At 42.4% G+C, this 22,314-nt stretch carries 20 protein-coding genes and 1 riboswitch; of the genes, 11 read left to right on the top strand and 9 right to left on the bottom strand.

The annotated features are described in order from the left end of the window. Nucleotides 1-51 precede the first annotated feature (51 nt). Nucleotides 52-1,089, bottom strand: coding sequence for a PTS sugar transporter subunit IIC (locus ACIQXQ_RS00075; protein WP_402954161.1), 1,038 nt, complete (start codon nt 1,087-1,089; stop codon nt 52-54). Between the two features lie 216 nt (nt 1,090-1,305). Beyond that, a riboswitch (SAM riboswitch) is annotated at nt 1,306-1,405 on the top strand. Nucleotides 1,406-1,490: 85 nt separating this feature from the next. On the opposite strand from ACIQXQ_RS00075, the gene ACIQXQ_RS00080 reads away from it, so the two are divergent. Further along, entirely contained in the window at nt 1,491-2,594 is a 1,104-nt protein-coding gene (locus ACIQXQ_RS00080; protein ID WP_402954163.1) for a 5-methyltetrahydropteroyltriglutamate--homocysteine S-methyltransferase, read from the top strand. 36 nt (nt 2,595-2,630) lie between these two features. On the opposite strand, the gene ACIQXQ_RS00085 is transcribed toward ACIQXQ_RS00080, so the two are convergent. The 3 genes from ACIQXQ_RS00085 to ACIQXQ_RS00095 all read right to left on the bottom strand — a co-directional run bounded on the left by ACIQXQ_RS00085 (nt 2,631) and on the right by ACIQXQ_RS00095 (nt 6,127). Then, nucleotides 2,631-3,155 (bottom strand): hypothetical protein, encoded by a 525-nt coding sequence (locus tag ACIQXQ_RS00085; RefSeq protein ID WP_402876034.1) that lies wholly within the window; start codon nt 3,153-3,155, stop codon nt 2,631-2,633. A 173-nt stretch (nt 3,156-3,328) separates the two neighbouring features. Then, on the bottom strand, nt 3,329-4,462 hold the full coding sequence (locus ACIQXQ_RS00090; RefSeq protein WP_402954165.1) for a CaiB/BaiF CoA transferase family protein: 1,134 nt from the start codon (nt 4,460-4,462) through the stop codon (nt 3,329-3,331). A 174-nt stretch (nt 4,463-4,636) separates the two neighbouring features. Next, a complete protein-coding gene (locus tag ACIQXQ_RS00095; protein ID WP_402954167.1) occupies nt 4,637-6,127 on the bottom strand; it encodes an amino acid permease in 1,491 nt (496 codons plus the stop codon). Nucleotides 6,128-6,480: 353 nt separating this feature from the next. On the opposite strand from ACIQXQ_RS00095, the gene ACIQXQ_RS00100 reads away from it, so the two are divergent. Then, nucleotides 6,481-6,879 carry an SET domain-containing protein gene (locus tag ACIQXQ_RS00100; protein ID WP_402871281.1) on the top strand — a complete coding sequence of 133 codons (399 nt, stop codon included), beginning with the start codon at nt 6,481-6,483 and terminating at the stop codon, nt 6,877-6,879. Between the two features lie 139 nt (nt 6,880-7,018). On the opposite strand, the gene ACIQXQ_RS00105 is transcribed toward ACIQXQ_RS00100, so the two are convergent. From ACIQXQ_RS00105 to ACIQXQ_RS00120, 4 genes are all read right to left on the bottom strand, one after another. Next, a complete protein-coding gene (locus tag ACIQXQ_RS00105; protein WP_402871278.1) occupies nt 7,019-7,207 on the bottom strand; it encodes a hypothetical protein in 189 nt (62 codons plus the stop codon). 84 nt (nt 7,208-7,291) lie between these two features. Next, complete coding sequence (locus tag ACIQXQ_RS00110; RefSeq protein WP_402954170.1) at nt 7,292-9,721, bottom strand: bifunctional diguanylate cyclase/phosphodiesterase; 2,430 nt, start codon at nt 9,719-9,721, stop codon at nt 7,292-7,294. A 164-nt stretch (nt 9,722-9,885) separates the two neighbouring features. Beyond that, complete coding sequence (nagZ, locus tag ACIQXQ_RS00115; protein ID WP_402954172.1) at nt 9,886-11,211, bottom strand: beta-N-acetylhexosaminidase; 1,326 nt, start codon at nt 11,209-11,211, stop codon at nt 9,886-9,888. After that, nucleotides 11,208-12,584 carry a TcaA 3rd/4th domain-containing protein gene (locus ACIQXQ_RS00120; protein WP_402954174.1) on the bottom strand — a complete coding sequence of 459 codons (1,377 nt, stop codon included), beginning with the start codon at nt 12,582-12,584 and terminating at the stop codon, nt 11,208-11,210. The genes nagZ and ACIQXQ_RS00120 overlap by 4 nt, the downstream gene beginning before the upstream one ends. 190 nt (nt 12,585-12,774) lie before the next feature. Here ACIQXQ_RS00120 and ACIQXQ_RS00125 point away from each other — a divergent pair, with 190 nt between their 5' ends. The 8 genes from ACIQXQ_RS00125 (at nt 12,775) to ACIQXQ_RS00160 (ending at nt 20,674) form a co-directional block, all read left to right on the top strand. Then, nucleotides 12,775-13,266 carry a zinc ribbon domain-containing protein gene (locus tag ACIQXQ_RS00125; RefSeq protein WP_402954176.1) on the top strand — a complete coding sequence of 164 codons (492 nt, stop codon included), beginning with the start codon at nt 12,775-12,777 and terminating at the stop codon, nt 13,264-13,266. 27 nt (nt 13,267-13,293) lie between these two features. Further along, nucleotides 13,294-14,934: a zinc ribbon domain-containing protein gene (locus ACIQXQ_RS00130; RefSeq protein ID WP_402954178.1), complete on the top strand. Its 1,641-nt coding sequence runs from the start codon at nt 13,294-13,296 to the stop codon at nt 14,932-14,934. 102 nt (nt 14,935-15,036) lie between these two features. Next, nucleotides 15,037-15,402, top strand: coding sequence for a hypothetical protein (locus ACIQXQ_RS00135; RefSeq protein WP_402954180.1), 366 nt, complete (start codon nt 15,037-15,039; stop codon nt 15,400-15,402). A gap of 128 nt (nt 15,403-15,530) precedes the next feature. Next, the gene (locus tag ACIQXQ_RS00140) at nt 15,531-16,472 is read left to right on the top strand and encodes an oxidoreductase (RefSeq protein ID WP_402954182.1); all 942 of its coding nucleotides are present in this window, start codon (nt 15,531-15,533) and stop codon (nt 16,470-16,472) included. Between the two features lie 113 nt (nt 16,473-16,585). Continuing rightward, nucleotides 16,586-17,716 carry a GerAB/ArcD/ProY family transporter gene (locus tag ACIQXQ_RS00145; RefSeq protein WP_402954184.1) on the top strand — a complete coding sequence of 377 codons (1,131 nt, stop codon included), beginning with the start codon at nt 16,586-16,588 and terminating at the stop codon, nt 17,714-17,716. Between the two features lie 25 nt (nt 17,717-17,741). Beyond that, entirely contained in the window at nt 17,742-19,247 is a 1,506-nt protein-coding gene (locus tag ACIQXQ_RS00150; protein ID WP_402954186.1) for a spore germination protein, read from the top strand. Continuing rightward, nucleotides 19,244-20,449, top strand: a complete 1,206-nt coding sequence (locus ACIQXQ_RS00155) for a Ger(x)C family spore germination protein (protein ID WP_402954188.1) — start codon at nt 19,244-19,246, stop codon at nt 20,447-20,449. Before ACIQXQ_RS00150 ends, ACIQXQ_RS00155 begins: the two co-directional genes overlap by 4 nt. Nucleotides 20,450-20,458: 9 nt before the next feature. Beyond that, the gene (locus tag ACIQXQ_RS00160) at nt 20,459-20,674 is read left to right on the top strand and encodes a hypothetical protein (RefSeq protein WP_402955102.1); all 216 of its coding nucleotides are present in this window, start codon (nt 20,459-20,461) and stop codon (nt 20,672-20,674) included. Nucleotides 20,675-20,717: 43 nt separating this feature from the next. Here the strand turns inward: ACIQXQ_RS00160 and ACIQXQ_RS00165 are convergent, their stop codons facing one another. Further along, the gene (locus ACIQXQ_RS00165) at nt 20,718-21,158 is read right to left on the bottom strand and encodes a peptidylprolyl isomerase (protein ID WP_251540275.1); all 441 of its coding nucleotides are present in this window, start codon (nt 21,156-21,158) and stop codon (nt 20,718-20,720) included. A gap of 160 nt (nt 21,159-21,318) precedes the next feature. Between ACIQXQ_RS00165 and ACIQXQ_RS00170 the strand changes: the two genes are divergently transcribed. Next, nucleotides 21,319-22,311, top strand: coding sequence for an NADPH:quinone oxidoreductase family protein (locus tag ACIQXQ_RS00170; protein WP_402954190.1), 993 nt, complete (start codon nt 21,319-21,321; stop codon nt 22,309-22,311). The last annotated feature ends 3 nt before the right edge of the window (nt 22,312-22,314 follow it).

A 22,314-nucleotide genomic window follows, 5' to 3' on the forward strand; every position in this document is an offset into this window, starting at 1 on the left:
AAGAAGCAGCCAGAGCTAAACGCCTGACTGCTTCTTTTATTTGGTTTCCTTTTATTCAAAATGCAAGGTATAGTCTTCTGCTTTAATCCATTTTAATTTCTTTGAGAAAACGTAGATTAGTACAAGGTTCAACACAATCGGAAGAATGAAGAAAATGATGACCATGATGGATATGTTACTGAAAATCCATCCGCCTTCCACCAGTTTCATATAGTTCAAGGGACCGACCAACCCCGATAAACCAAATCCAGCACTATACGGAGTCCCTTGTATGTTTAACAAACCTGCCAACGCGCCAAGAATAGCTGACGTGATTAACATGGGAAACGCAATTTTCGGTTTCATGAAGAAATTCCTCATTTGAATCTTAGGGGAACCCAACACATGGGCTAAAGCCGTCCCTAATGAATTCGCTTTGTAGCTTGCAATGGCTAGGCCAACACCAGCTGCCACGATGCCTAGGTTGGCCGCACCAGATCCTATCCCTGAGAGCATAATGACCGTCGCTACCCCAACCGTTGAAATGGGGGATAAGATAATAAGACAGAAGATAACGGAAATAATGGCTCCCATCAAAATGGGTTGCAAGGACGTCACGTTAGCGATGCCGACTCCTAATAGTCCCGTAGCGGATTTTACGTATGGCAGAATGAAGTATCCAATCATGCCTGGTACCAAGATACTTAAAGTCGGCATCAAGAGAATCGCATACGCCTTTAATTTGTCGCCAATTAATTGCAGGAACAATACGGTCAATGCCGCGGTAATCCCGGTATTGATGACAACGCCAATCCCATTAAGGGCAAATAAACCGTCAGCCGTTTTCTGGATGGCACCACTTCCGACCATGGCCGCTATCCCGATACTGGCCGTTTGAATGGATGGTAGCTTGAACGAAATCCCGACCATCACCCCAATCATGACAGGTAACAAACTCATCACGAAAACGGTGATATCGAATATATGCTGTAACACGGGAAAATGTGGAATCAATAGTTTAAGTATTTCCCCTAACAAAGCATTCGGAATTAATGAAACGACAATCCCTATGCTCATCCCCGTTAATAATTTATTAAAAAAATCTTTCATCTAAATAATCCCCTATCTCGCTATAATGTACACAATTATAAGAAATATTCTGACAATAGTCAAAGGATTTTTTTAATACTTCACCGCGAAAGTGTATAAAAGTATTTTGAATAAGAGAAACTTACTTTCTAATAACGCATATATTCTAAATTATCTGTTTTCTATTGACCTTTACTAATACTACCTGTATAGTCGTAATTAATTGAATAGTTCATATTCTTATCCAGAGAGGTGGAGGGACTGGCCCTTTGATACCTCAGCAACAGACTTTACTGTACTGTGCTAATTCCAGAAGTGTTCAACTTGAAGATAAGAAGAGAATATAAGCATTGCTGATTATACCTCTTCTTTTTTTGAAAGAAGAGGTTTTTATATTTTAATAAGGAAAGTAGGAATCTACCATGTCTATCACTTTAACGAAAGCTCCATTCAAAGCCGACCACGTAGGAAGTCTATTAAGACCAGAAAGTATACATCTGGCAAGAAAGCAACGGAAAGAAGGAATCATTACCGCAGAACAATTACGCGACGTTGAAACGAAGGAAATCAAGCGTATCGTCGATAAGCAAATAGAAATCGGTTTAGAGGCAGTGACTGATGGGGAATTCAGACGCACCTGGTGGCACTTTGACTTCTTGGAACATTTAAATGGAATCGAAGGGTATGTCACGGAAAAAGGCCTCACATTTGATGGAATTGAAACAGAACGTTATAACGTTCGGAATACAGGAAAAATTTCTTTCAACCCAGATCACCCCTTTATTAAAGACTTTATTGAGTTTAATGAAATCGTGGACGGACGGGCTGTGGCGAAACAAACCATCCCTAGTCCCAATCAATTATTTGCGGTAGGGGTCCATAATGAAGAAATCTATCCTGACATCGAAGACTATGCAAAAGATATTATCAAAGCCTATCAAGATGCTTTACAAGCCTTTTACGATGCCGGTGTACGTTATTTACAATTAGATGATGTATACATAGCCAGGCTTTCCGCTCCGGACTTCCAGTTCAAAGAGGGGAAATATACAAGGGAACAATTAATCGATTTAGCATTGCGCGTGATTAATGGGACGTTGGAGGGAAAACCAGAGGATTTGGTTGTCACGACTCACCTTTGTCGTGGGAATTACCAATCGACTTGGGCTTTTGAAGGTAGCTATGCCCGTATCGCCCCAACTCTATTGGCCAAGGAAAATGTAGATGGATTTTTCTTGGAATACGATGATCATCGTTCAGGGGATTTTAAACCATTAGAACACATTCCAAATGACGGCGCACAAGTCGTTCTTGGCGTGGTTACTTCGAAGAATGGCGAACTTGAAGATAAAGAAACCGTTAAATCACGTATTAAAGAAGCGGCACAATTCGTGCCACATGAACACTTGTGCTTAAGCCCTCAATGCGGATTCGCTTCCACACATCTTGGCAACAAGCTAACGGAAGAGCAGCAATGGGAAAAGTTAAAATTCGTTGTGGATGTCGCCAAAGAAGTATGGGGATAAGAACAAAAAGGGACGAGCCTATGCTCGTCCCTTTATTCAACAACATCGATCGTCCTCATCCTCTTTCTTCCCCACTACATCATCTGTCACCTTATCATCGAGTTGGTTCTTCAATGTCAATTCTGCGGCCTTTCCATCACTTGGCGACCCATCGGAAAAATACATTGGAAATAAGGAAAAGAACATAATATAGAAAGAGAAATATATGAACTGGTACCAGAGGACCGATTTCTCCAAGATCCCCTGATAAACCAAACTATATATCAACAACATGCTTATTAGGTTAAAGAGGGCTCCCCCTAGATAAATCAAACTATTCGTGAACTTATTATCATATTTTAATCCCTTGAACTCACAATGCCCATTCCAAAAGTAGTATTTTCTCACTTCTATATTGCAAAAGGAGAAAATCTTATCTCCACATCCGATCTTGATTTTTTTCTCCGTACCGCCAAACAGCGTGACAAAGAATAGATGCCCACCTAAATGAATGAGCGTGACAACCGGTAAAATCAGAAAAAAGGAAAAGAGAAATTTAGTGATATCAGACAAACCGAACATGCCAATCATCCTCCTTATTTTGAGCTTGGTGTATACAGACAAGTCCTTATTCGAAGGATGATACTCTCTTACCCGGTGTGGATCCGTTTTAACTAGTAAATATTCACATGTCTTAAGTGACTCCCCTTTAATCCACAAAAAGACCGGCAGATTATCTGCCGGTCCATCCGTTGTTATCGCTCCATTTCAAGAGTGCCAAAAACCTCATCATTACTTTCTCCCGGCTTCATCCCAACATGTTTATACTCTGGAGTGAAGACCGATGTTTTGATGGGACAAGCTATCTGCCTCTGCATCTTTCCTTCTCCATCAGGCACTTCGACTATCATGCCGCGCGCTTGCAGTTGCGGGTGAAGGGTCGATTCAGAAAAGGTCAGCACCGGTTCGACACAAGCCTCGAACTCTTCGAATATGCCCTGCCACTCTTCAAATGTCTTTTCAAGGAATGCATGCTTGATGATCCTTTTGAATTGGATGCTGCTTTCCGCATCTTGCTTCATGCTTAACTCGAACAGTTCAGGCTGTCCGATTGCTTCACATAACACTTCACGGAATGATGGCTCTAAGCTACCAACCGAGAAGTAACGGCCGTCTTTCGTTTCATAAAAATCATAAAACGTCCCGCCATTCAATACCAGCTTTTCCGGTTCAAGCTCCAATCCCCCCTGTAAATGTAGGGGGGCAGATATCGCATTCAAAGCAAAGCTGCAATCGGTCATGCTAATATCGATGAACTGACCTTCACCCGTCCGCTCCCGGTAGATGACTGCCGACAAAATCCCGATGACAGCGTGTAAGGAGCCTCCTGCAAGGTCGGCTATTTGTGTTCCATTTTTTGCAGGTCCTCCTTTTTGCGTACCTGAGTAACCGGACAATCCCGCTATCGAAATATAGTTGATATCATGGCCAGGTCGATTCTTGTATGGACCAGTGTGACCAAAGCCAGTAAGCGAACAGTAGATCAACTTTGGGTTGATTTGTTTTAATTCTTCATATCCCAGCCCTAACCGATCCATGACACCCGGCCGGAACTGTTCAAGGACGATATCGTATTCTTTCACTAAGTTCTTTACGGCATCAATCGACTCCTGCCGTTTTAAATCAAGGGCAACCGATTTTTTTGAACGGTTCAAATATTGATCGACTCCCCATGTATCATCCTTGGCCGGCCGCTCTACCTTCAACACGTCCGCTCCTAAATCTGCAAGCATGAGCGTAGCGAATGGCCCTGGCAAAAGTGTCGAAAAGTCTAGCACTTTCAGATTGGTCAGTAGTGTCATCGGTCTTGCACCTTCCTTTTCTACCAAATGGATGCCTTCATCTTCTGAAGGGATTTCTATCTTATATACTCATTCTTCTTCCACCCTACCATTTCCTGCAAAACAACATTCACATCCAATTCGATGCGACTAACATTGGTACACGTTCATTTTAAAATGAAAAAACCGGAACCATGTCTGTGAACATGGTTCCGGAAGTTTTCAGTCATACTTTTCATCAAAATTAATTTCTACTTCTTCGAGCTTAACGAATCTCGTTTTCCTAATCAGTTTATACCCAAACCAGAGGGCGAGAAAAAGAGGGATTCCTAAGTATGCCGCCACCACACTTCCCCAATCGATATGGTCCGAAAAGAACGCTTGGATATTTTGAGCCAAGATGACGACCATTCCAATCGTAATGGCAAATATCGTCCCGATTGGAAACCATAAAGCCTTGTACGGCAGCTTATCCAATGAATGCCCTTGTAACACATATGCCTTACGGAAGCGATAATGGCTTATGGAAATGCCCAGCCAGAAGATAAATCCCGTTATCCCGATCGCGTTCATTAACCATAGATATACGGTGCCATCACCGAATATGGAAGCCAAAAAGGCAAGCATTCCGATGGCACATGTTAAGATCATACCCGCCACTGGGACCCCTCGTTTATTCAGTTTGGCAAAAATCCGGGGTGCTTGCCCGGCTTTAGCCATCGAATATAACATACGGGTAGAGGCATATAAGCTTGAATTCCCCGCAGATAATACCGCAGTTAAAATCACGGCGTTCATCAGGGAAGCCGCAAAGGCTACTCCCGCTTTATCAAATATGAGCGTAAATGGGCTGACCATAACATTCTCGCCTTGTAAACTTGAATTCGTATAAGGGATAAGCAGCCCTATCACGAAAATCGCCAATATGTAAAAAAGGAGAATCCTCCAGAAGACGCTTTTAATGGCCTTCGGTATATTTTTAGCTGGATTTTCACTTTCCCCAGCTGCAACACCAACGATTTCCGTCCCCTGAAAAGAAAAACCTGCTGCTATGAAAACGATGAATACCCCCATGAACCCACCTGGAAAAGGAGCATCGTCCACTGTGAAATTTTTAAAGCCTACCGCTTCCCCTCCCATAATGCCTACAATCATGAGTAAGCCGACAATGATAAAAATGATGATGGCCGTCACTTTAATGAAAGAAAACCAATATTCCCCTTCACCATAGCCTTTGACAGAAAGATAGTTCAATAGAAAAATAAGCACTAAAAATGAGAAACTCCACAATAGTGATGGACTATCCGGAAACCAGAATTTCATGATGATGGTCGATGCGGCTAACTCGGCCGCTATAGTCATGGACCAGTTGAACCAATATGTCCAACCCAAGGCAAATCCAAAGGCAGGATCGACAAATTTCGTTCCATATGTACTAAATGACCCACTGGTTGGCATAAAGGCAGCTAGTTCCCCTAAGCTTGTCATGACAAAGTACACCATGGCCCCGACCAATGCGTAAGCAAGTAGAGCACCGCCTGGTCCCGCTGTATGTATGGCAGCCCCACTGCTAAGAAACAATCCTGTTCCGATGGCTCCTCCAATGGAAATCATCGTTAAGTGACGAGATTTCAACCCTCTGTTTAACGCCTGTTCTTTTTTCGGTGTTTCGACTGGATACTCAAAGACTTCCTCTTCGCGTTTTACTATCATATGTACATCCCCTTTTGCTTTTGCACGCAGTTCAGAAAATTCCCACTTTAGAAATTATACTACTTGAAAGTTCTGAATGGATTAATTATTCTTTTTCTTTCAGCAATTTTCATGCCACTTTTCACTTATCAGCAAAATCCTACATCTTCACCCAATAAAACCGCGATATAGACAAATTCCTTTGCACTTACGCCATATTTCTTTGCGTTTTTGTGCCAAGATTATTTTGCACTTATTGGGGATTCTTCAAGAGGATAACGATTAATTTCCCTAAATTAGTTGCTTTTCTTCCTAATTGCTGTCAAGCTTATACAATCTGGACTATAAAAGAAAAGAACAAGTAGGTGACGAATATGATCGAAGTTAAAAATTCCACACTCAGTGATGGAGAGTTCAATAGAGGCGTTTTCGCAAAACGTGATATTAAAAAAGGTGAGCTGTTGCATGAAGCACCGGTTATCGCTTATCCAAATGAAGAGCATGTTCATATCGAGAAAACATTGCTAGCGGATTATGCGTTTGAGTATGGCATCAACCATACTTGCCTGCTTTTAGGATATGGCATGCTGTTTAACCACTCCTATACGCCGAATGCCACATATGACATAAACTTTGATCATCATACATTCGATTTCTTCGCTTATACCGATATTAAGGCGGGAGAAGAGATTACCATCAATTATAATGGTGAGGTCGATAACGAAGATCCATTATGGTTCAATAAAGAAGACAATGGTGAAGAAGCTGAGTAATTGATGACATAAAAGCGCCTGCCGTTTAAAAAACTTTCTCCAGTTTTTTAAAGGCAGGTGCTTTTTACGTAATTCGGGAAACCAAAAAAGCTCCATCAAGGATATGCTATCCCTTGATGGAGCTTTTTTTCATGCTACCTTAATTGATTGTTGAATTACTTGATTTTGATTTAGTGAAGGATTGGAGTTGGCTCTTTACCTTATCAATCATTTCAGGATTAGCAATTGATTTGATCTGGCTTATTGTTTTCTCACGCGTTTCTTTATTGCGCATTAAGTAAGCAGCTGCTCCCAATACGACGGTTCCAATCATTTTGTTTGATGGCATCTGAGTTTCCTCCTTATATTTTAGTATAGTATAGTATTTCCCTATAACCACTTCTTTAAACAAGGAGACCCAAACATCCATCCTTCAGGCGACCGGAAACGCATATAGATTGCGTAGAAACTTGTCTTCTAATTCGTGTGCTGGCAACGGTTTACTGAACATGTAACCCTGTACCTGGTTACACTCCATTTCTTTTAAAAAGTCGAATTGCGTTTGATATTCAACGCCTTCTGCCACGATATTCAGCTGCATGTTTTTGGCCAGCCCAATGATGGACGCCACAATCGCTTCATCCGGTCCACCGGTTGCCAAGTTCCTGATAAACGATTGGTCGATTTTCAATGTATTGATGGGGTAATCCTTTAAGTAAGCAAAGGAACTATATCCGGTGCCGAAGTCGTCTATGGCGATCTTCACGCCCAGTTCCCTTAACCTTTCAAAGGTAAAGATGGCCCTGTTCACATTGTTCATCGCCGTACTTTCGGTTATTTCCAGCTCCAGATTTCTGCCATCTATATTCCATTTGTCCAACATGCATCTCAACTTTTCGATGAAATTCTCCTGCATGAATTGCCTCGTCGATATGTTGACGGCGATATGAATGGAATCGAATCCTTCTTTATGCCAGGCATGGAGTTGGGCACATGCCAAGTCGAGTATCTTTTCACCGAGTTGGATGATCAGCCCCGTTTCCTCAGCCAATGGAATGAACTCAGCTGGTGAGACGAATCCCAGCCTTGGATGGTTCCAACGGACCAAAGCTTCTACACCTGATATTTTCTCAGTCTGTGTATCGATCTTTGGTTGAAAGTATAATAGAAATTCATTATCTTTATGAATCCCCGTCCTCATTTCTTCTTCAATCAGGATTTTATCCAATCTACTTTCCATGGACTCTTTAAAGAACTTATACGATGAGTCTCCCGTTCCTTTTCCTAAGAACATCGCCAGATCCGCTCTTTTCAAAAGTTCTTCGATGTCCCCCCCATCCTGCGGGTAAGCCGATATCCCAATACATGTGGTTGTGTAGATGTCATGGTTATTGAGCTTGATTGGTTCTACCAAAGATTCCAGTAACCTTTGGGCGGCGATTTCCACTTGTTCAAGCCCGGATATCTGCGGCAGGAATACCGCAAATTCATCCACCCCGATTCTAGCTAGGAGTTCTCCTGGTTCCAGGCAATCGTCAAACCGTTTGGCAATTTCTTTTATAAACCAATCCCCTTGCCCATGCCCCAAGGTATCGTTAATAGTCTTGAATCGATCAATATCCATCAGGAGCAAAGCAGACATGCCTTCCACATTTTGCTCAATGAAGATATTTGCTTTTTCCTTAAAGGATCTTCGGTTTGGCAACCCTGTAAGTTCATCATGATAGGCCATATAATTGACTTTGGCCAAGGCCGCTTTCTGCTCGGTGATGTCCTTGGCAATTCCGTATACACCTTCGATTTCATTATCGACATATACCGGAACGGTCAAGACATTAAAAGTGACCTTGCTCTTATTTTTATGGATGGCCATAATTTCATAAGAGCGAAGGGTCCCTTTTAACGTATCCATATAGTAGTTTTTGCTTTCCTGCCATTCCTCTTCAGATACAAGACTTTCAATCGACAATCTTTGAATTTCCTCTGGTGTATAACCTAAAATCCTGAAAACCGCCGGGTTGATTGTTTCCAACTTCCCTTCCTTATTCATCCTGAAAATGATATCCGGATTATAAGTAACAAGGGAATCGTACTTTTGCTGGGTTAGTAGCAGCTCCTTGTTCTGTAGGGTGAGTTTCTTATCAAGGCTAATGAAAAAGAGGACAACTATCTGAATGAAAAGCATGGCACTTCCGATTCCGAGTGCCAGAAAGAGTGTTCCAACAGGAAGAGCTGAACTGGTTGGGGAAACCGTGTGATTGCTGTGATACGTGGCAGCCGCCATTCCCGTATAGTGCGTGCCTGCAACCGCTATCCCGATGATATTTGCACTGATGATTTTTTCAACTAGCCGGGTAGCCTTTTGGTGTTTATAGCGAAAATTGATCTTTAAAGCCGCGACTGAAGCGGAACAAGCAATCAGTACGGAACAGATCACCAATAGCGGATCGTACTGAATGGACGCCGCCATACGCATCGAAGCCATTCCCGTGTAATGCATCGTAAGGATGGCTGTACTCAATGAGGCACCTCCAATCAATAGCTGTTTCCAATTCATCGTTTCACGACTGACAAAGAACAAGGACATCCCTGAAGCAAAAATGGCGATCCCAACCGATATCAGGACCTTAAGATAATCATACGTAATTGTTTCATGGACCTGTAAAGCCAGCATCCCGATAAAATGCATCGACCATATGCCTAGACCCATCGTAATCGCTCCACCTACCAGCCAATATTTCTTGGCTTTCTGTTTTGAATGGATGATTCTTCCCACAAGATCCAAAGCCGAATACGAAGCCAAGGTCACAATTATGAAGGACAAAATGACAAGCCCTATGTTATAGCTTCCATGTATGTGCAATTTTTTTCTCCCTCATCAAAAATTCCCGTTTCTAGTCATATATCGGACACATTTCAGCAATTTCAATCTCCACATCCATTAAATATACATATTTACCAAGCCAGTTCCTTCAAAAGACGAAAAAGAACCCGAACGACACCGTTCGGGTTCTACTTCTTGCCAATTCATTCAAGGCCCAGACCATTGATATAATTCACGCTTTCAGGACTTTTCACTACTTTTGCAGCTTGTTCTGGGTCAACGGTCGTTTGTTGAATGTTGTTCAGTTTGTAAGTCAGGACGCGCTTTGTTGATTCATCGATTCGTTCCATCGGGATTTCCCCTTTTTTAACGGCATCGATTATCCCGTTATACACCTCTAATTGGTGGGGATGTTCGTGACAGACCAAGACGATGTCCACGCCTGCTAGAATCGCTTCTTTGCCCATGTCCTTAAAGGAAAAGTAATTTTTCACGGCTCCCATTTCCATATCATCCGTGATGACGATTCCTTTGTAGCCAAGCTTCTCTCGTAGCAGGTCTTCGATAATGACCTTGGATAGGCTGGCAGGTTTTTCTTTATCATAAGCCGGATATTTTATATGCGTCACCATCATGAAAAACTTGTCATTATCCACATCCTTGATGATCTCTTTAAACGGATAGATATCCGAGTTTTCCAGGTCAAGCTGGTTTGCTTCCACGGAAGAGGTCTCGACATGTGGATCAATCTCGCTACGGCCATTCCCCGGGAAGTGCTTCAGGGCTCCTGTAACGGATGCTTCATTCAACCCTTGAATCACTTTTCCCCCATATTGATGGACTTTTTTGGGGTCCGTCCCAAATGAACGGCTATCTTTCTTCGATAAATCCAAAACAGGGGCAAAGTTAAGGTTGATTCCCATCGACTCCAGCTCTCTACCATTCAATTTAGCCACCTGATATACTTCATCCGCAGTGGCCTTTTCCCCTAACTTCTGTTGCGAAGGGATAGGGGAAACCTGTTCCCTCATCCGGGTAATGGCCCCCCCTTCTTGATCGATGGCAACCATGAGTGGAAGGGAGAACCGGCTACCTTCTGCAGATTCCTGCAGTGAGTTGGATAACTCGGCCACTTGTTTAGGAGAACTCATATTACGGTCAAAGTAAATGATGCCGCCTATATGCTTTTCTTCGATGAACTCCTGAACCTCGGTGCTCTTTTCCGTACCAGAAAAGCCGATCATCATGAGCTGCCCGACTTTTTCTTCGAGCGTCATCTTTTCTAGCATTTTCTCCACTTTTTCATCGGTATCGGTCAATGCGTTAATTTCCTTTTCGCTTGTACCCTCTTTATTTATCTTATTCTCTTGTACGGTTGTTTCCTCTTTTTGATTGGCTTCCTTGGTATCATGGTTCTCTGTCTTTTCACTTGGAAGACTCGTATCCATATTCAACTGGATGAGTACGACCGTTAAAAATGAGAGAAGCGCAATGAAGAGGAGTCCAATGTATGTATACCTTTTCTTCATTGGACTTTCTTATCCACTAATTTAATTTCAGGGTCTGAAAGCTTCCAATCAGAAGATTCCTTCACCAGATGCCATTTTCCCTTCCATGTTTGGACAAGTGTCTCTCCACCTTTCCAATCTTCAGAGACCATTTCAAACGAGACAGTGGCCTTGTTATCATTCAATGATTCAACTTCTACATACGTCACTTCATCACTCATGTTATCCTTCATTCCTTCTTCCCAGCTACTGAATTTATTTTTCCCTTTTCTGCCGGTACTGAATAAATTATAAGCTGATTCATAATTTCCGTTTGTAATCTCTTCATAATGCTCATTGACTACCGCTATTACATCTTCCTCTTCCGTTTCTTTTGCAGCAGCTGCTTGGTAAGCTCGTTCTTCAGCTTCCGCGATTTCCGTATCATCCACCCATAAATCTATTGAAGCATTTTTAACCGAGACCTCTTCGCTTTTCAAGGTCTTTCCTTGCACTTTTACTTCCGCATGAATCTTCATCTTCCCATCTAAAGACACCGGACCGAATGATTCTAGATCCTCGACGGTTTTGCCCGTGCTCGTTCCATTTACGAAAACGGTCGCTTCATCATAATTAGAGGTTAGATACACATCATCTCCCGTCAAATCCAAACCAACGGGAATCTTATGGCTGTCTTCCTCTAATGAATCAATTTTAACCTTATCAGTTACCGTTGTATATTCCCCTTTATAGGAGCCTTTAACCTCATGCTCAACCGGTAAGAATGGCCCGAATGTCCGCTCTTCTCCCTCTTTCAGTTCCCCCACGCCTTTCTCATTAATGGAAACGGAGGCATGTGGCTGATTTGTTGAGACCTTTATGTAAACTGGCTGAAAGCTAACACCATATTGCTTAATGATTCCCCATTTTTTCTTAACCTTTTGCAAGGTTAAAAAACCTTCACCTTTAGAACCTATTACATTATCATTTTCCAAGTATTGAGCCGTTTTTTTCAGATTTGACTTGGTTTCGGCTAGAAGATCAGGATTTTCATCGAAATATTGAATAAGCATCTTCGCATGCGCTTCTTCTACCTTCATCACATCCTGTCCACCATTCAAAATCTTCGCTACGTCCTTAGTATTGTTACTTTTAATGGCATCTTCAAATTGTTTAACTACTTTAGCCGGTTTATACATACTCTGTACTGTTATATAACCAGCAAATCCAACCATTAGCAATAGGATTACAGAAATGGAGAGAACCTTAGAACTTTTCGACTTAAAAAAAGAACCCGTTCTAGGACTTTTTATCCGTGTTTCAGCAATAGGATTCTGATTTTCTATAGTCGTTCCGCACTTAGTACAAAAGGCCTTATTCCCACTTATTTTTTCCCCACAATTATTACAATGCAATGTTTTCTCCCCTTTTTTTACTTAAAATATATGCTAAATTATAAAAATCGATTCATATTATCTCAATAATACTATATTATGTAACATGACAACGCAACAAATCTTATGAATTTAGACCTATCACTATCTAATTATACATATAACTTTTGAATTATTTGATAGCTTAGGAAAATATGAAGGAGTGGTAAATTTGAATGAATTGCAAGATAAGCTAGGAAGTGGACTCAATAAGATTCAGGATAGCTTACAAACGAACAAACAAAAGCTTCAAAACGCCCAAACGATTAACCAGTACAAAAGGAGCATACAAGAAACCGGTATGAAACGGAACGAAATACTTTTACAGTTAGGGGAGGAATTATATAAAAAATTACGTAGCAACGAGATCCATCCCACTGAAGAACTGACAAAAAAAATGACATCTTTAATGGAATTTGACCACGTCATATACAAGGCACAACAGTCTATTACTGAATTGAACTCTCAAAGTCAAACAGAGCATGCCTGTAATTCATGTGGGTCTCCGGTCACCAGTGAAGATAAATTTTGTGGAGGCTGCGGAGCCAAAGTGGAGTTACCAAAATTGGATACTCAAATAGAAACATCTTCCTGTCCTTCATGTGAAGAACAAATCCCATTACATGCTGTCTTCTGCAACTGTTGCGGTTTAAAGACATCATGAATGAAATGAAAGGAGACGAGGATAGCTATGTTCTGTACAACATGCGGAGAATCTAATCCGGACTATAGCAACTATTGCTCACATGATGGGACTGCACTAGGAAATTCATCATCTCTGCAACAGTTACAATTAGTAAATAATGAAACGAACTTTTGTCCCGAATGTGGAGAAGGAACTAACAAGATTGATAATTACTGCAAATCTTGCGGAAACTCCCTACTTAAATTCGGCACAACAAAGATTTCCATGAACGAGAAAGTAACACCACGAATATTAAATTCAAGGACCTTCTCGTTTACTTCTCTATTATCTAAAGATACATTACGAAAAGCCCTTATACCTGCCATTGCAGCTTTTATTCTCATGCTTCTTTTAAATCTTTTAGTGTATACGACAAATACTAATTTTTATGAGGACATATTTGAAGAATCGTTTGGGTTCACCCCAGAGGAAGCTGCCGAAAACATGGCGGATGAGTCTGGCTTCAAATTCAAAGAACCTGGAGCTATATTCGGATTCTCAGATACGGTCATGATGTCTCATACACTTTCACCAAGTTATACGTTAGATATGGAAAGCAATAACTCATATGAAGATTATAAAGGGTCCGGCGAATTGAGCCTTTCCTTCACATATGTTTTATTCATTATAATTCCCTTATTATGCTTATTCTTAAGTGGCATTGTATACAGAAAGAAACATACTGATATCTCTATACAATCTTTCCTTTCAGGAGCCGTTGGAATAGCATTGATTTACAGCCTTTTGTTGACGTTCTTATCTCTATTCAGTGGTTTTGATTATAAAATCAAGCACTCTGAAAGCGGAGAAAGCTTGAATCTAGCCATAACAACTGCTTATCCATTCTTCCAAACCTTCTTTAAAGGTTTTTTGTTTGGAATCGTCTTTAGCATGCTGGGGATGTTATTTAGTATTAACTACCGCCAAATAACCAAGCAACTTGAATCATTGATTCCTTATGGGAATGCCGTCCACCAAGGGTTTTCTGCATTTATCCGTGGTTTCGTTACACTTACCATTGTAATGGTCGCCATCCTTATCAGTAAAATGAATGATGCAAAAGAAATGCTCTCGGTCCTTGATGTACCTGGTGTTAGTCAACAAATTTTAGAAAAGACCACCTTGGCAGCCTGCTATCTAGGTGTGCAATTATCTTCCATCGTTTATAGTATGCTCCATTTCACCCCACTCTCCCTAAAAGGAGAAGGGGACGGAGAAAGTGGAGAAATTAGTTTCTCCGTATTCTCCGGCTTTAGCACGGATGGTGACGTTATGGAAGGAGGAGATCTTTCATATCTAGATTTATTTTTCAGTTTTACGAACATCGACCTTTACTTGAAGCTAGCGATGATCCTTCCTATCTTATTGCTGATATTTGCCGGTTATTCTATGGCTAAGTCCAAACAGTCTTCATTCGTATCACTGGCTGTACTAAGCCTTGTATATAGTCTATTCGTTAGCGCAATAGCATCTTTCTCGGCAATTTCGCTGAATGGTCTATTTGATATGGGGGATGGAGAAAATGCCATTACCTTCTCCCTCGGCGTCAGTGTTGTCCAGGTCTTTATCGGTAGCTTTATTCTTTCCTATATTGCTGGATTTGCCGGTAGCTATTTGAACAAGTTCTTTCCCGGTTCTCTAAAATAATCACTCTTCCTCTGTTCCCTCAAGGGACAGAGGTTTTTTGTATAAAGCCTAAGCTATGTGCCCCATACTACATGTATGACCCAATACAAAGGAGAAGACTTCATGGATGATAAGGTAAAAAAACTTGCTGGTAGGGCACAGGCCTCTCTGAGTCATGCTGTAGATTATATGAAGGAAAAGATAATAGAACTTACGGGAGGAACCTCCATCACAATTATGGAGCTCGCTCTTTATATTCAAAACCAACCGGAGACGAATCGAATCGACAAGGATCTTTTAGGGAAGATCTATACCTTTTATTCTCTAAAGAAAGAAGGAGCGACCTACCATTTGGAAATGAAAAATGCCCACATCCTTCAGTTGGACGTCCACATCAAAAATCACGTTATCATCTCCTATCGTTCCTATCGTGATCATTCTAAACTGTCCAGTCCCATTAAGATTCCTAATACCCTCTTGCCAGATTGAACGTCATTAGTGGCCCCTTTATAAAAAAAGGGCCACTTTTTACTTTTTATTCCTCTTAAAACGAGACATATAGGAATAATATGGGTATATGATAGAGAGAGAATGAGCAGGAAAGGAGTCGATAGTACATGAATGAAAAGTGGAATGGCGATCAAATGGCAGATGTAAAGGGGAAAACAGTTGTGATTACAGGGGCGAATAGCGGCCTTGGTTTTGAAACGGCTTTTGTATTAGCGGGGAAAGGAGCAGAAGTCATTCTTGCTGTCCGGAATGCTTCGAAAGGGGAAAAGGCGGTGGATCGAATCACGTCTGCCCATCCTAAGGCAAATGTCTCCGTGATGCCACTCGATTTAAGTGATTTGAGGAGCATTCATCAGTTTAGTGATTCATTCTTGGAGAACTACGATTCCTTATCCATTCTAATCAACAATGCAGGGGTCATGATTCCCCCTTATAGTCAAACGAAGGATGGGTTCGAGCTACAATTCGGAAGCAATCACCTTGGGCATTTTGCCTTGACCGGCCTATTGCTTCCCAAAATCCTTTCGACGCCAAAATCACGGGTCGTCACATTAAGCAGTTTAGCCGCCAATAACGGGACCATAAACTTCGATCACTTGGATGGGAAGGATCAATATAAACCAATGAGGTATTATGCCCAAAGCAAACTTGCCAACCTTCTCTTTTCCCGGGAATTGCAAAACAAGTTCGAACAGCACCAAGCAAACTCGATCAGTGTCGCCTGCCACCCTGGACTTTCCCATACCAACCTCATGTCACGCGGATCTGGCAAGCCCCTGAATAAGTTTGTCCACTATCTGTCCAAGACCTTCACCCAGCCCGCCAATATGGGTGCCCTTCCCACGCTTTATGCAGCAACGGAACCTACCTTAAGAGGTGGGGAATATATTGGCCCGGATGGAAAAAAGGGAAGAAAGGGCTTCCCTAAAAAAGATCCCATCATCGATTCTCTATATGAAAAAGACACTTCAGAAAGGTTATGGGAGACTTCAGAATCCATGACAGGTGTTCAGTATCCCTTCACTTTTGCCAATATAAACCGATCATGATGATTCTCTATAGAACAGGAACCAGCTGTTCTTTTTTTTCGTCTTTTTTTATGAAAGATGCGTAATTTCCCTTTTAAGAGAGATACTATAAAAAAAATTAATGAGGGACAAGCATGCTTGAAAACGGAAAAATTACTTCCTATCAATTGGCACTGATTATTTACCCAACCATCTTTGCTACAGCCATTTTGACCGTGCCAAACATATCCCATTCATATGCGGGGCGAGATATGTGGATATCTCCGATCATTGGCTCATTGAATGGTTTTTTCACAGCTTATATCCTATACCAATTACATAAGATGTACCCGAATGAAACGATATTCGAATACAGCCGGCATATTATAGGCAAGTTTCCTTCAAAGGCCCTGACTTGTTTGTATGTTTTCTTTTTCCTTTACATGTCGGGCTTCATTTTAAGGGAGTATGCCGATTTCATCATCATTACATTTTTGCCGGAAACGCCAAGGGTCGTCATCATGGGTAGCCTGGTCTTGGTGTCTGCCTTCGCGGTTTCTGGCGGTGTATCGGTGCTGGGACGTGCTTCATCTCTTTTCATTCCCATATTCATCATCCCGATTCCATTCATTATGTTGATTCTTTTTCAGGACTACGATACGACCAGGATTTATCCGATATTGGAAAATGGTCTAAAGCCGCCACTATTAGGCGCCGCCGTTCCACAGGCTTGGTTCAGTGAAGTCTTTATCATTGCGGTACTTCTACCATTCCTTAGGGATCGAAAGCAGGGGATGAAATGGATCATCATCTCCATCATCGCCATTATGCTGAGCCTTATTTGTTTGAATCTAACTGCCTTGTTCCTTTTCGGTGATCTCACGAGCTACTACACATTTCCCGTATTCAAGGCGATTCGCTACATCAGTTTCATGAATTTCTTTGAGCACCTTGAAGCGGCGATTATACCAGGATGGATGCTTGGAGCATACATCAAGCTCACGGTGTTCTTCTATATCCTAGTTGTGGGTACAGCTCAGTGCCTGAATCTTCCTAGCTATAAACCGCTTATCCTACCGTTAGGATTCCTGGTTACATTATTTGGTTTTTGGGAGTTTTACAACTTACAGGGTCAGACCGAGTTCACTAGAACCGTCTTTCCTTTTTTGCTTCCCTTCATGCTGACACTGCTCCCGGTCCTGCTATTAGTAATAGCTAAATTGAAAAGACGTTTATACCAGAAGAAAGAAGTGCCGAATGGCTCTTCATCCCTAACTAAAAACTAGCCTGTAGAAAGGAGTAGGCCATGTCATGAACCAATCCGAACAAGAGAAAATAAAGCAGGACTTGCCGCTATTTAAGGATCTTCCCAAAAACCTTTCCTATTTACAAGCGACTTATTCCAATTGTTACGATGTGGTTTTTCGGACCTTTTGCATTGGGGTACATACGGATGCCGCCCTCCTTTATATGGAAGGACTATCTGATACGAAACAAATTGAAAATAATGTGATGAATACGTTGATGGAAGAGTCCCTCTCATTTTCTGACATCCATGAAGCCGTGAAAGAAAGGCTTCAAGTTCTTGATACAAAAGAAATTCGTACGTTTGCCGATTGCATCACCTATCTTTCTACCGGCTACTCGATTCTCTTGGTACAAAAAATGGATTATGCCCTGGCACTGGGCCTTGTGAAAGTTGATAAGCGCCCGATTGAGGACCCCGAAGCTGAAAGTGTGGTACGTGGTCCCCGCGAAGGATTCATCGAATCCATACAAACCAACACATCTCTCATTCGCAGAAAAATCAGCTCCCCCACGCTTAAAATGGAATCAGTAAAAGTGGGGAGTTATACAAAAACGGAGGTTGTCATTGCCTATATAGAGGGTAAGGCTGATAAACAAGTATTGGAGACATTGAAAACCAGGATCAACGAGATTGAATTGGATGGTGTTCTGGAAACAGGATATATCGAGGGATCCATCAAGGACAATCCATATTCGCCTTTTCCACAATTGCTAACAACGGAAAGACCCGATGTTGTGGCTGCCAATTTGCTGGAAGGACGTATCGTCATCCTAGTCGATGGGACACCCTTCGTTTTAATCGCCCCGGTCAGTTTCTATTCTTTTATCCAGTCACCGGAAGATTATTATTTTGGCTTTTTAATCGGTTCTTCTGTACGACTATTACGCTACCTATTTATTTTTTTCTCGGTTACCCTCCCGTCCTTGTATGTCGCCATCCTGACTTTTCACCAGGAAATGATTCCGACCACCCTGTTAATTACCATTGCCTCATCACGGGAAGCCATACCATTTCCGGCATTCGTGGAAGCAATCCTGATGGAGGTCACCTTCGAGGCTCTAAGGGAAGCAGGACTCCGGCTTCCTAAACAAATCGGTGCAGCCGTCAGCATCGTCGGGGGGCTAGTTATCGGACAGGCCGCGGTTCAAGCCGGAATCGTTTCCGCTCCGATGGTCATCGTCGTTTCTCTTACAGGGATCGCCTCCTTTTTAGTGCCTCGCTATTCGCAGGGTATCGCCTTACGATTATTACGCTTCCCCATTATCCTCCTTGCCGGGACACTGGGATTATTCGGGCTGATGCTTGGGATCATCACTATCGTCATTCATCTATGCAAGTTGACCTCCATTGGGGTACCTTACCTACCACCTTTGAAGAATGGTTCATGGCAAGACGCACTATTCCGGGCACCTTGGCAATCTTTACAGAAACAGAGGAGATTTTTTAATGAAGACAACCACCCCAATCAGAAAAACCTTAGGATGAGAGGAAAGGACTCCAAAGCATGAATACCATTCTTTCCAAGCCAATCAAAAAAGCCATTACAGTGACCATGCTTTGCTTTTTCACTTGTACCCTATCTGGCTGTTGGGGTAGTAAAGAACTTTCCAATATGGCCTTGGTCATGGCAGCGGGGATAGATATTACAGAAGAAGATAAAGTGAAAGTTACCATCCAGGTTTTCATTCCCCGGGCCGCCAGCAGTCAACAGCAAGGAGCCGGTCCTGGGACGGGTGGAGTCGAAAGCCTTGTCCTCGTTAAATCCGCAACAGGGGAAAATATGGCGGATGCCATGGTGAACCTGCAAAAGTTATTTTCTCGCCAGATTTTCTGGGGCCACTGTGATGCCTTTATTTTCGGAGAAAAATTTGCCCTTAAAGGTCATTTGAATGATCAGATTGATTTCATCAATCGCCATCCTCAACCCCGGGCACGTGGCGACTTATTTATCAGCAAGGGGCCGGCTTCCGAGATACTCGAATTGGTCCCCGCTCTAGAAAGTTATATGGGGGATGTTTTACAAAAATCATCGGAATTGTATATAAAAAAACCGATCACAGTAAAGGATTTCCAGCTGATGACCATCAGTGATTCCAAGGGCGGCATACTCCCCCTTCTTGAAATATCCAAGCCTGATCAACCAGAAAAGGCAACTGAGACCATTACCACGTTTTCTGGTGTCGCTATTTTCAAAGAGGATAAAATGGTAGGATCGATTAAAGAAGATGTCACGCAAGGTTTGCTATGGATCCGGAATCAAAATAAATTGGGAGCGATAACCACATCGACCCCTGACGGAAGGAAAATCTCGGTGCACCCACTTCGGCAATCGACAAAGCTGATTCCCAAGATTGAAAACGGAAAGTGGAGTGTAACGGTTGATGTGAACGTAGACGGTTTACTGGTTCAAAACGGCAGCAATCTGGATATCATGGAGGAATCTAGCTCGAAGCAGATTGAGACCTATTTACAGCATGAAATGGAACGAGATATAGAGGCTGCCATTACCGAGGTGAGGGATGGCATGGGGACGGATGCCTTCGGTATTGCTGAATCCTTTCATCAAAAGTATCCAGAAGAGTGGGAAAAGGTAAAAGACCATTGGAAGTATGTCTTCCCACAAGTCACAATAAACATGGATATCCATTTGAAAGTACAAGAACCAGGTTTGATGACGAAAACATTAGGAACGATAAAGAGAGGTGAGTAGGATTTGAAAATGGCCGTTATATTGGGAGTGACTGTCTTACTCTTCCTCCTTTTTCTTTTCAACTATCCTAAAATCGACCGCTCCCATAAAAGAGAGAAAAAAACGGTGGTCCTTTTACTGGCCATCGGATGGGTTCTGGCAATCCTTCTCATACTCTTTCCGGAAATGCCGGGACCTACACAAATATTCAACATCCTGTTTGGTCCACTAAAAAAGCTATTATAACGAAAAAGAGGGAGCCTAGGCCGGCCCCCTCTTTCTTCATTTATTATTCAGCGTCAAAAACTTCTACTTTCTCCATTTTGTCGCCATTTTTCATTGCTTTAGCCGTTTCTAGACCTGATGTTACTTTACCGAATACAGTATGAACACCGTTTAGATGCGGTTGTGGTTCATGAACGATAAAGAATTGGCTTGAGCCCGTATCTTTTCCGGCATGCGCCATGGACAAGCTGCCTGCTTCATGCTTGTGTGGGTTTCCAGCTGTTTCACATTTGATTTGTGTGCCGCTTCCGCCTGCACCTGTACCTGTTGGATCTCCACCTTGGCTTACGAAGCCAGGGATGACACGGTGAAAGACTACACCATTGTAAAAGCCTGTGTTTGCCAGGTTCTCAAAGTTAGCCACTGTGTTTGGTGCTTCATTAGGGAAAAGATCAAATTCGATTTTCTCTCCGTTTTCCATCAATATGTATCCTTTTTTAGCCATTATAAAACATCTCCTTTAAAATGAACTGAATCAGTCTTAATAGTACCATTTTTAGCAAGAGAAAGAAAAGAAAGCGCTGTGTTTTCAGATTCAATTATTATACAGCGTGCGTTTCTTCTCTTATAATAGGGAATATTCACTAAAAAAGGAGGAAAAAACAATGACCCAACAATTTGATGCCTTATTCGTAAACAAACAAGAAGATGACTTTTCCTTAACCATTCAGCAACTTTCACTCAGCGATCTTCCAGAAGGTGAAGTGCTCATCCGCGTGCATTATTCTGGCGTGAACTATAAAGACAGCCTAGCGACGATCCCTAACGGAAACATCGTTGGCCGCTATCCGATTGTCCCTGGCATCGATTTGGCAGGTGTTGTCGTTTCATCTAGGGATTCCCGTTTCAAAGAAGGAGACGAAGTGATTGCCACCTCCTACGAGATTGGCGTTTCACACTTCGGGGGCTACAGTGAGTTCGCCCGTATTCCAGCAGAGTGGGTTGTCCCGCTCCCTGAAGGCCTAACATTGAAAGAAGCCATGGTTATCGGAACTGCCGGTTTCACCGCTGCACTTTCCATCATGCGTCTAGAAGAAAATGGACTCAAGCAAGAGGACGGAAATGTTCTCGTCACAGGAGCCACTGGAGGCGTCGGCAGTTTTGCCGTCTCGATTCTTTCCAAGCTCGGCTATTCGGTAGAAGCGAGCACCGGGAAAAAATCAGAACACGCGTACATAAAGGAACTGGGCGCTACGAAGATTTTATCCCGTGAAGATGTCTATGATGGCACGCTTCGTCCACTTGGCAAGCAAAAATGGATTGGTGCCGTTGACCCAGTCGGTGGAGAAACATTGGCCTCTGTCCTGAGCCAAGTTAAATATGGTGGATCGGTGGCGGTCAGTGGATTAACCGGAGGGACAAACCTGCCTTCGACTGTCTTCCCATTCATTTTGAGAGGCGTCAGCTTGCTTGGCATCGATTCAGTGAATTGCCCTATGGATACGAGGCTGAAAGTTTGGAAACGCCTAGCAACCGACTTTAAGTTGGATCATGTAGAACAGCTCATTCAACAGGAAATTTCCTTGCAGGAACTTCCCGATGTCCTGCCTACCTTACTGAAAGGTCAAGCAAGGGGACGGACAATCGTCAAATTATAAAAA

It is taken from the genome of Peribacillus sp. NPDC097198, assembly GCF_044762055.1.
Lineage (GTDB): Bacteria > Bacillota > Bacilli > Bacillales > DSM-1321 > Peribacillus.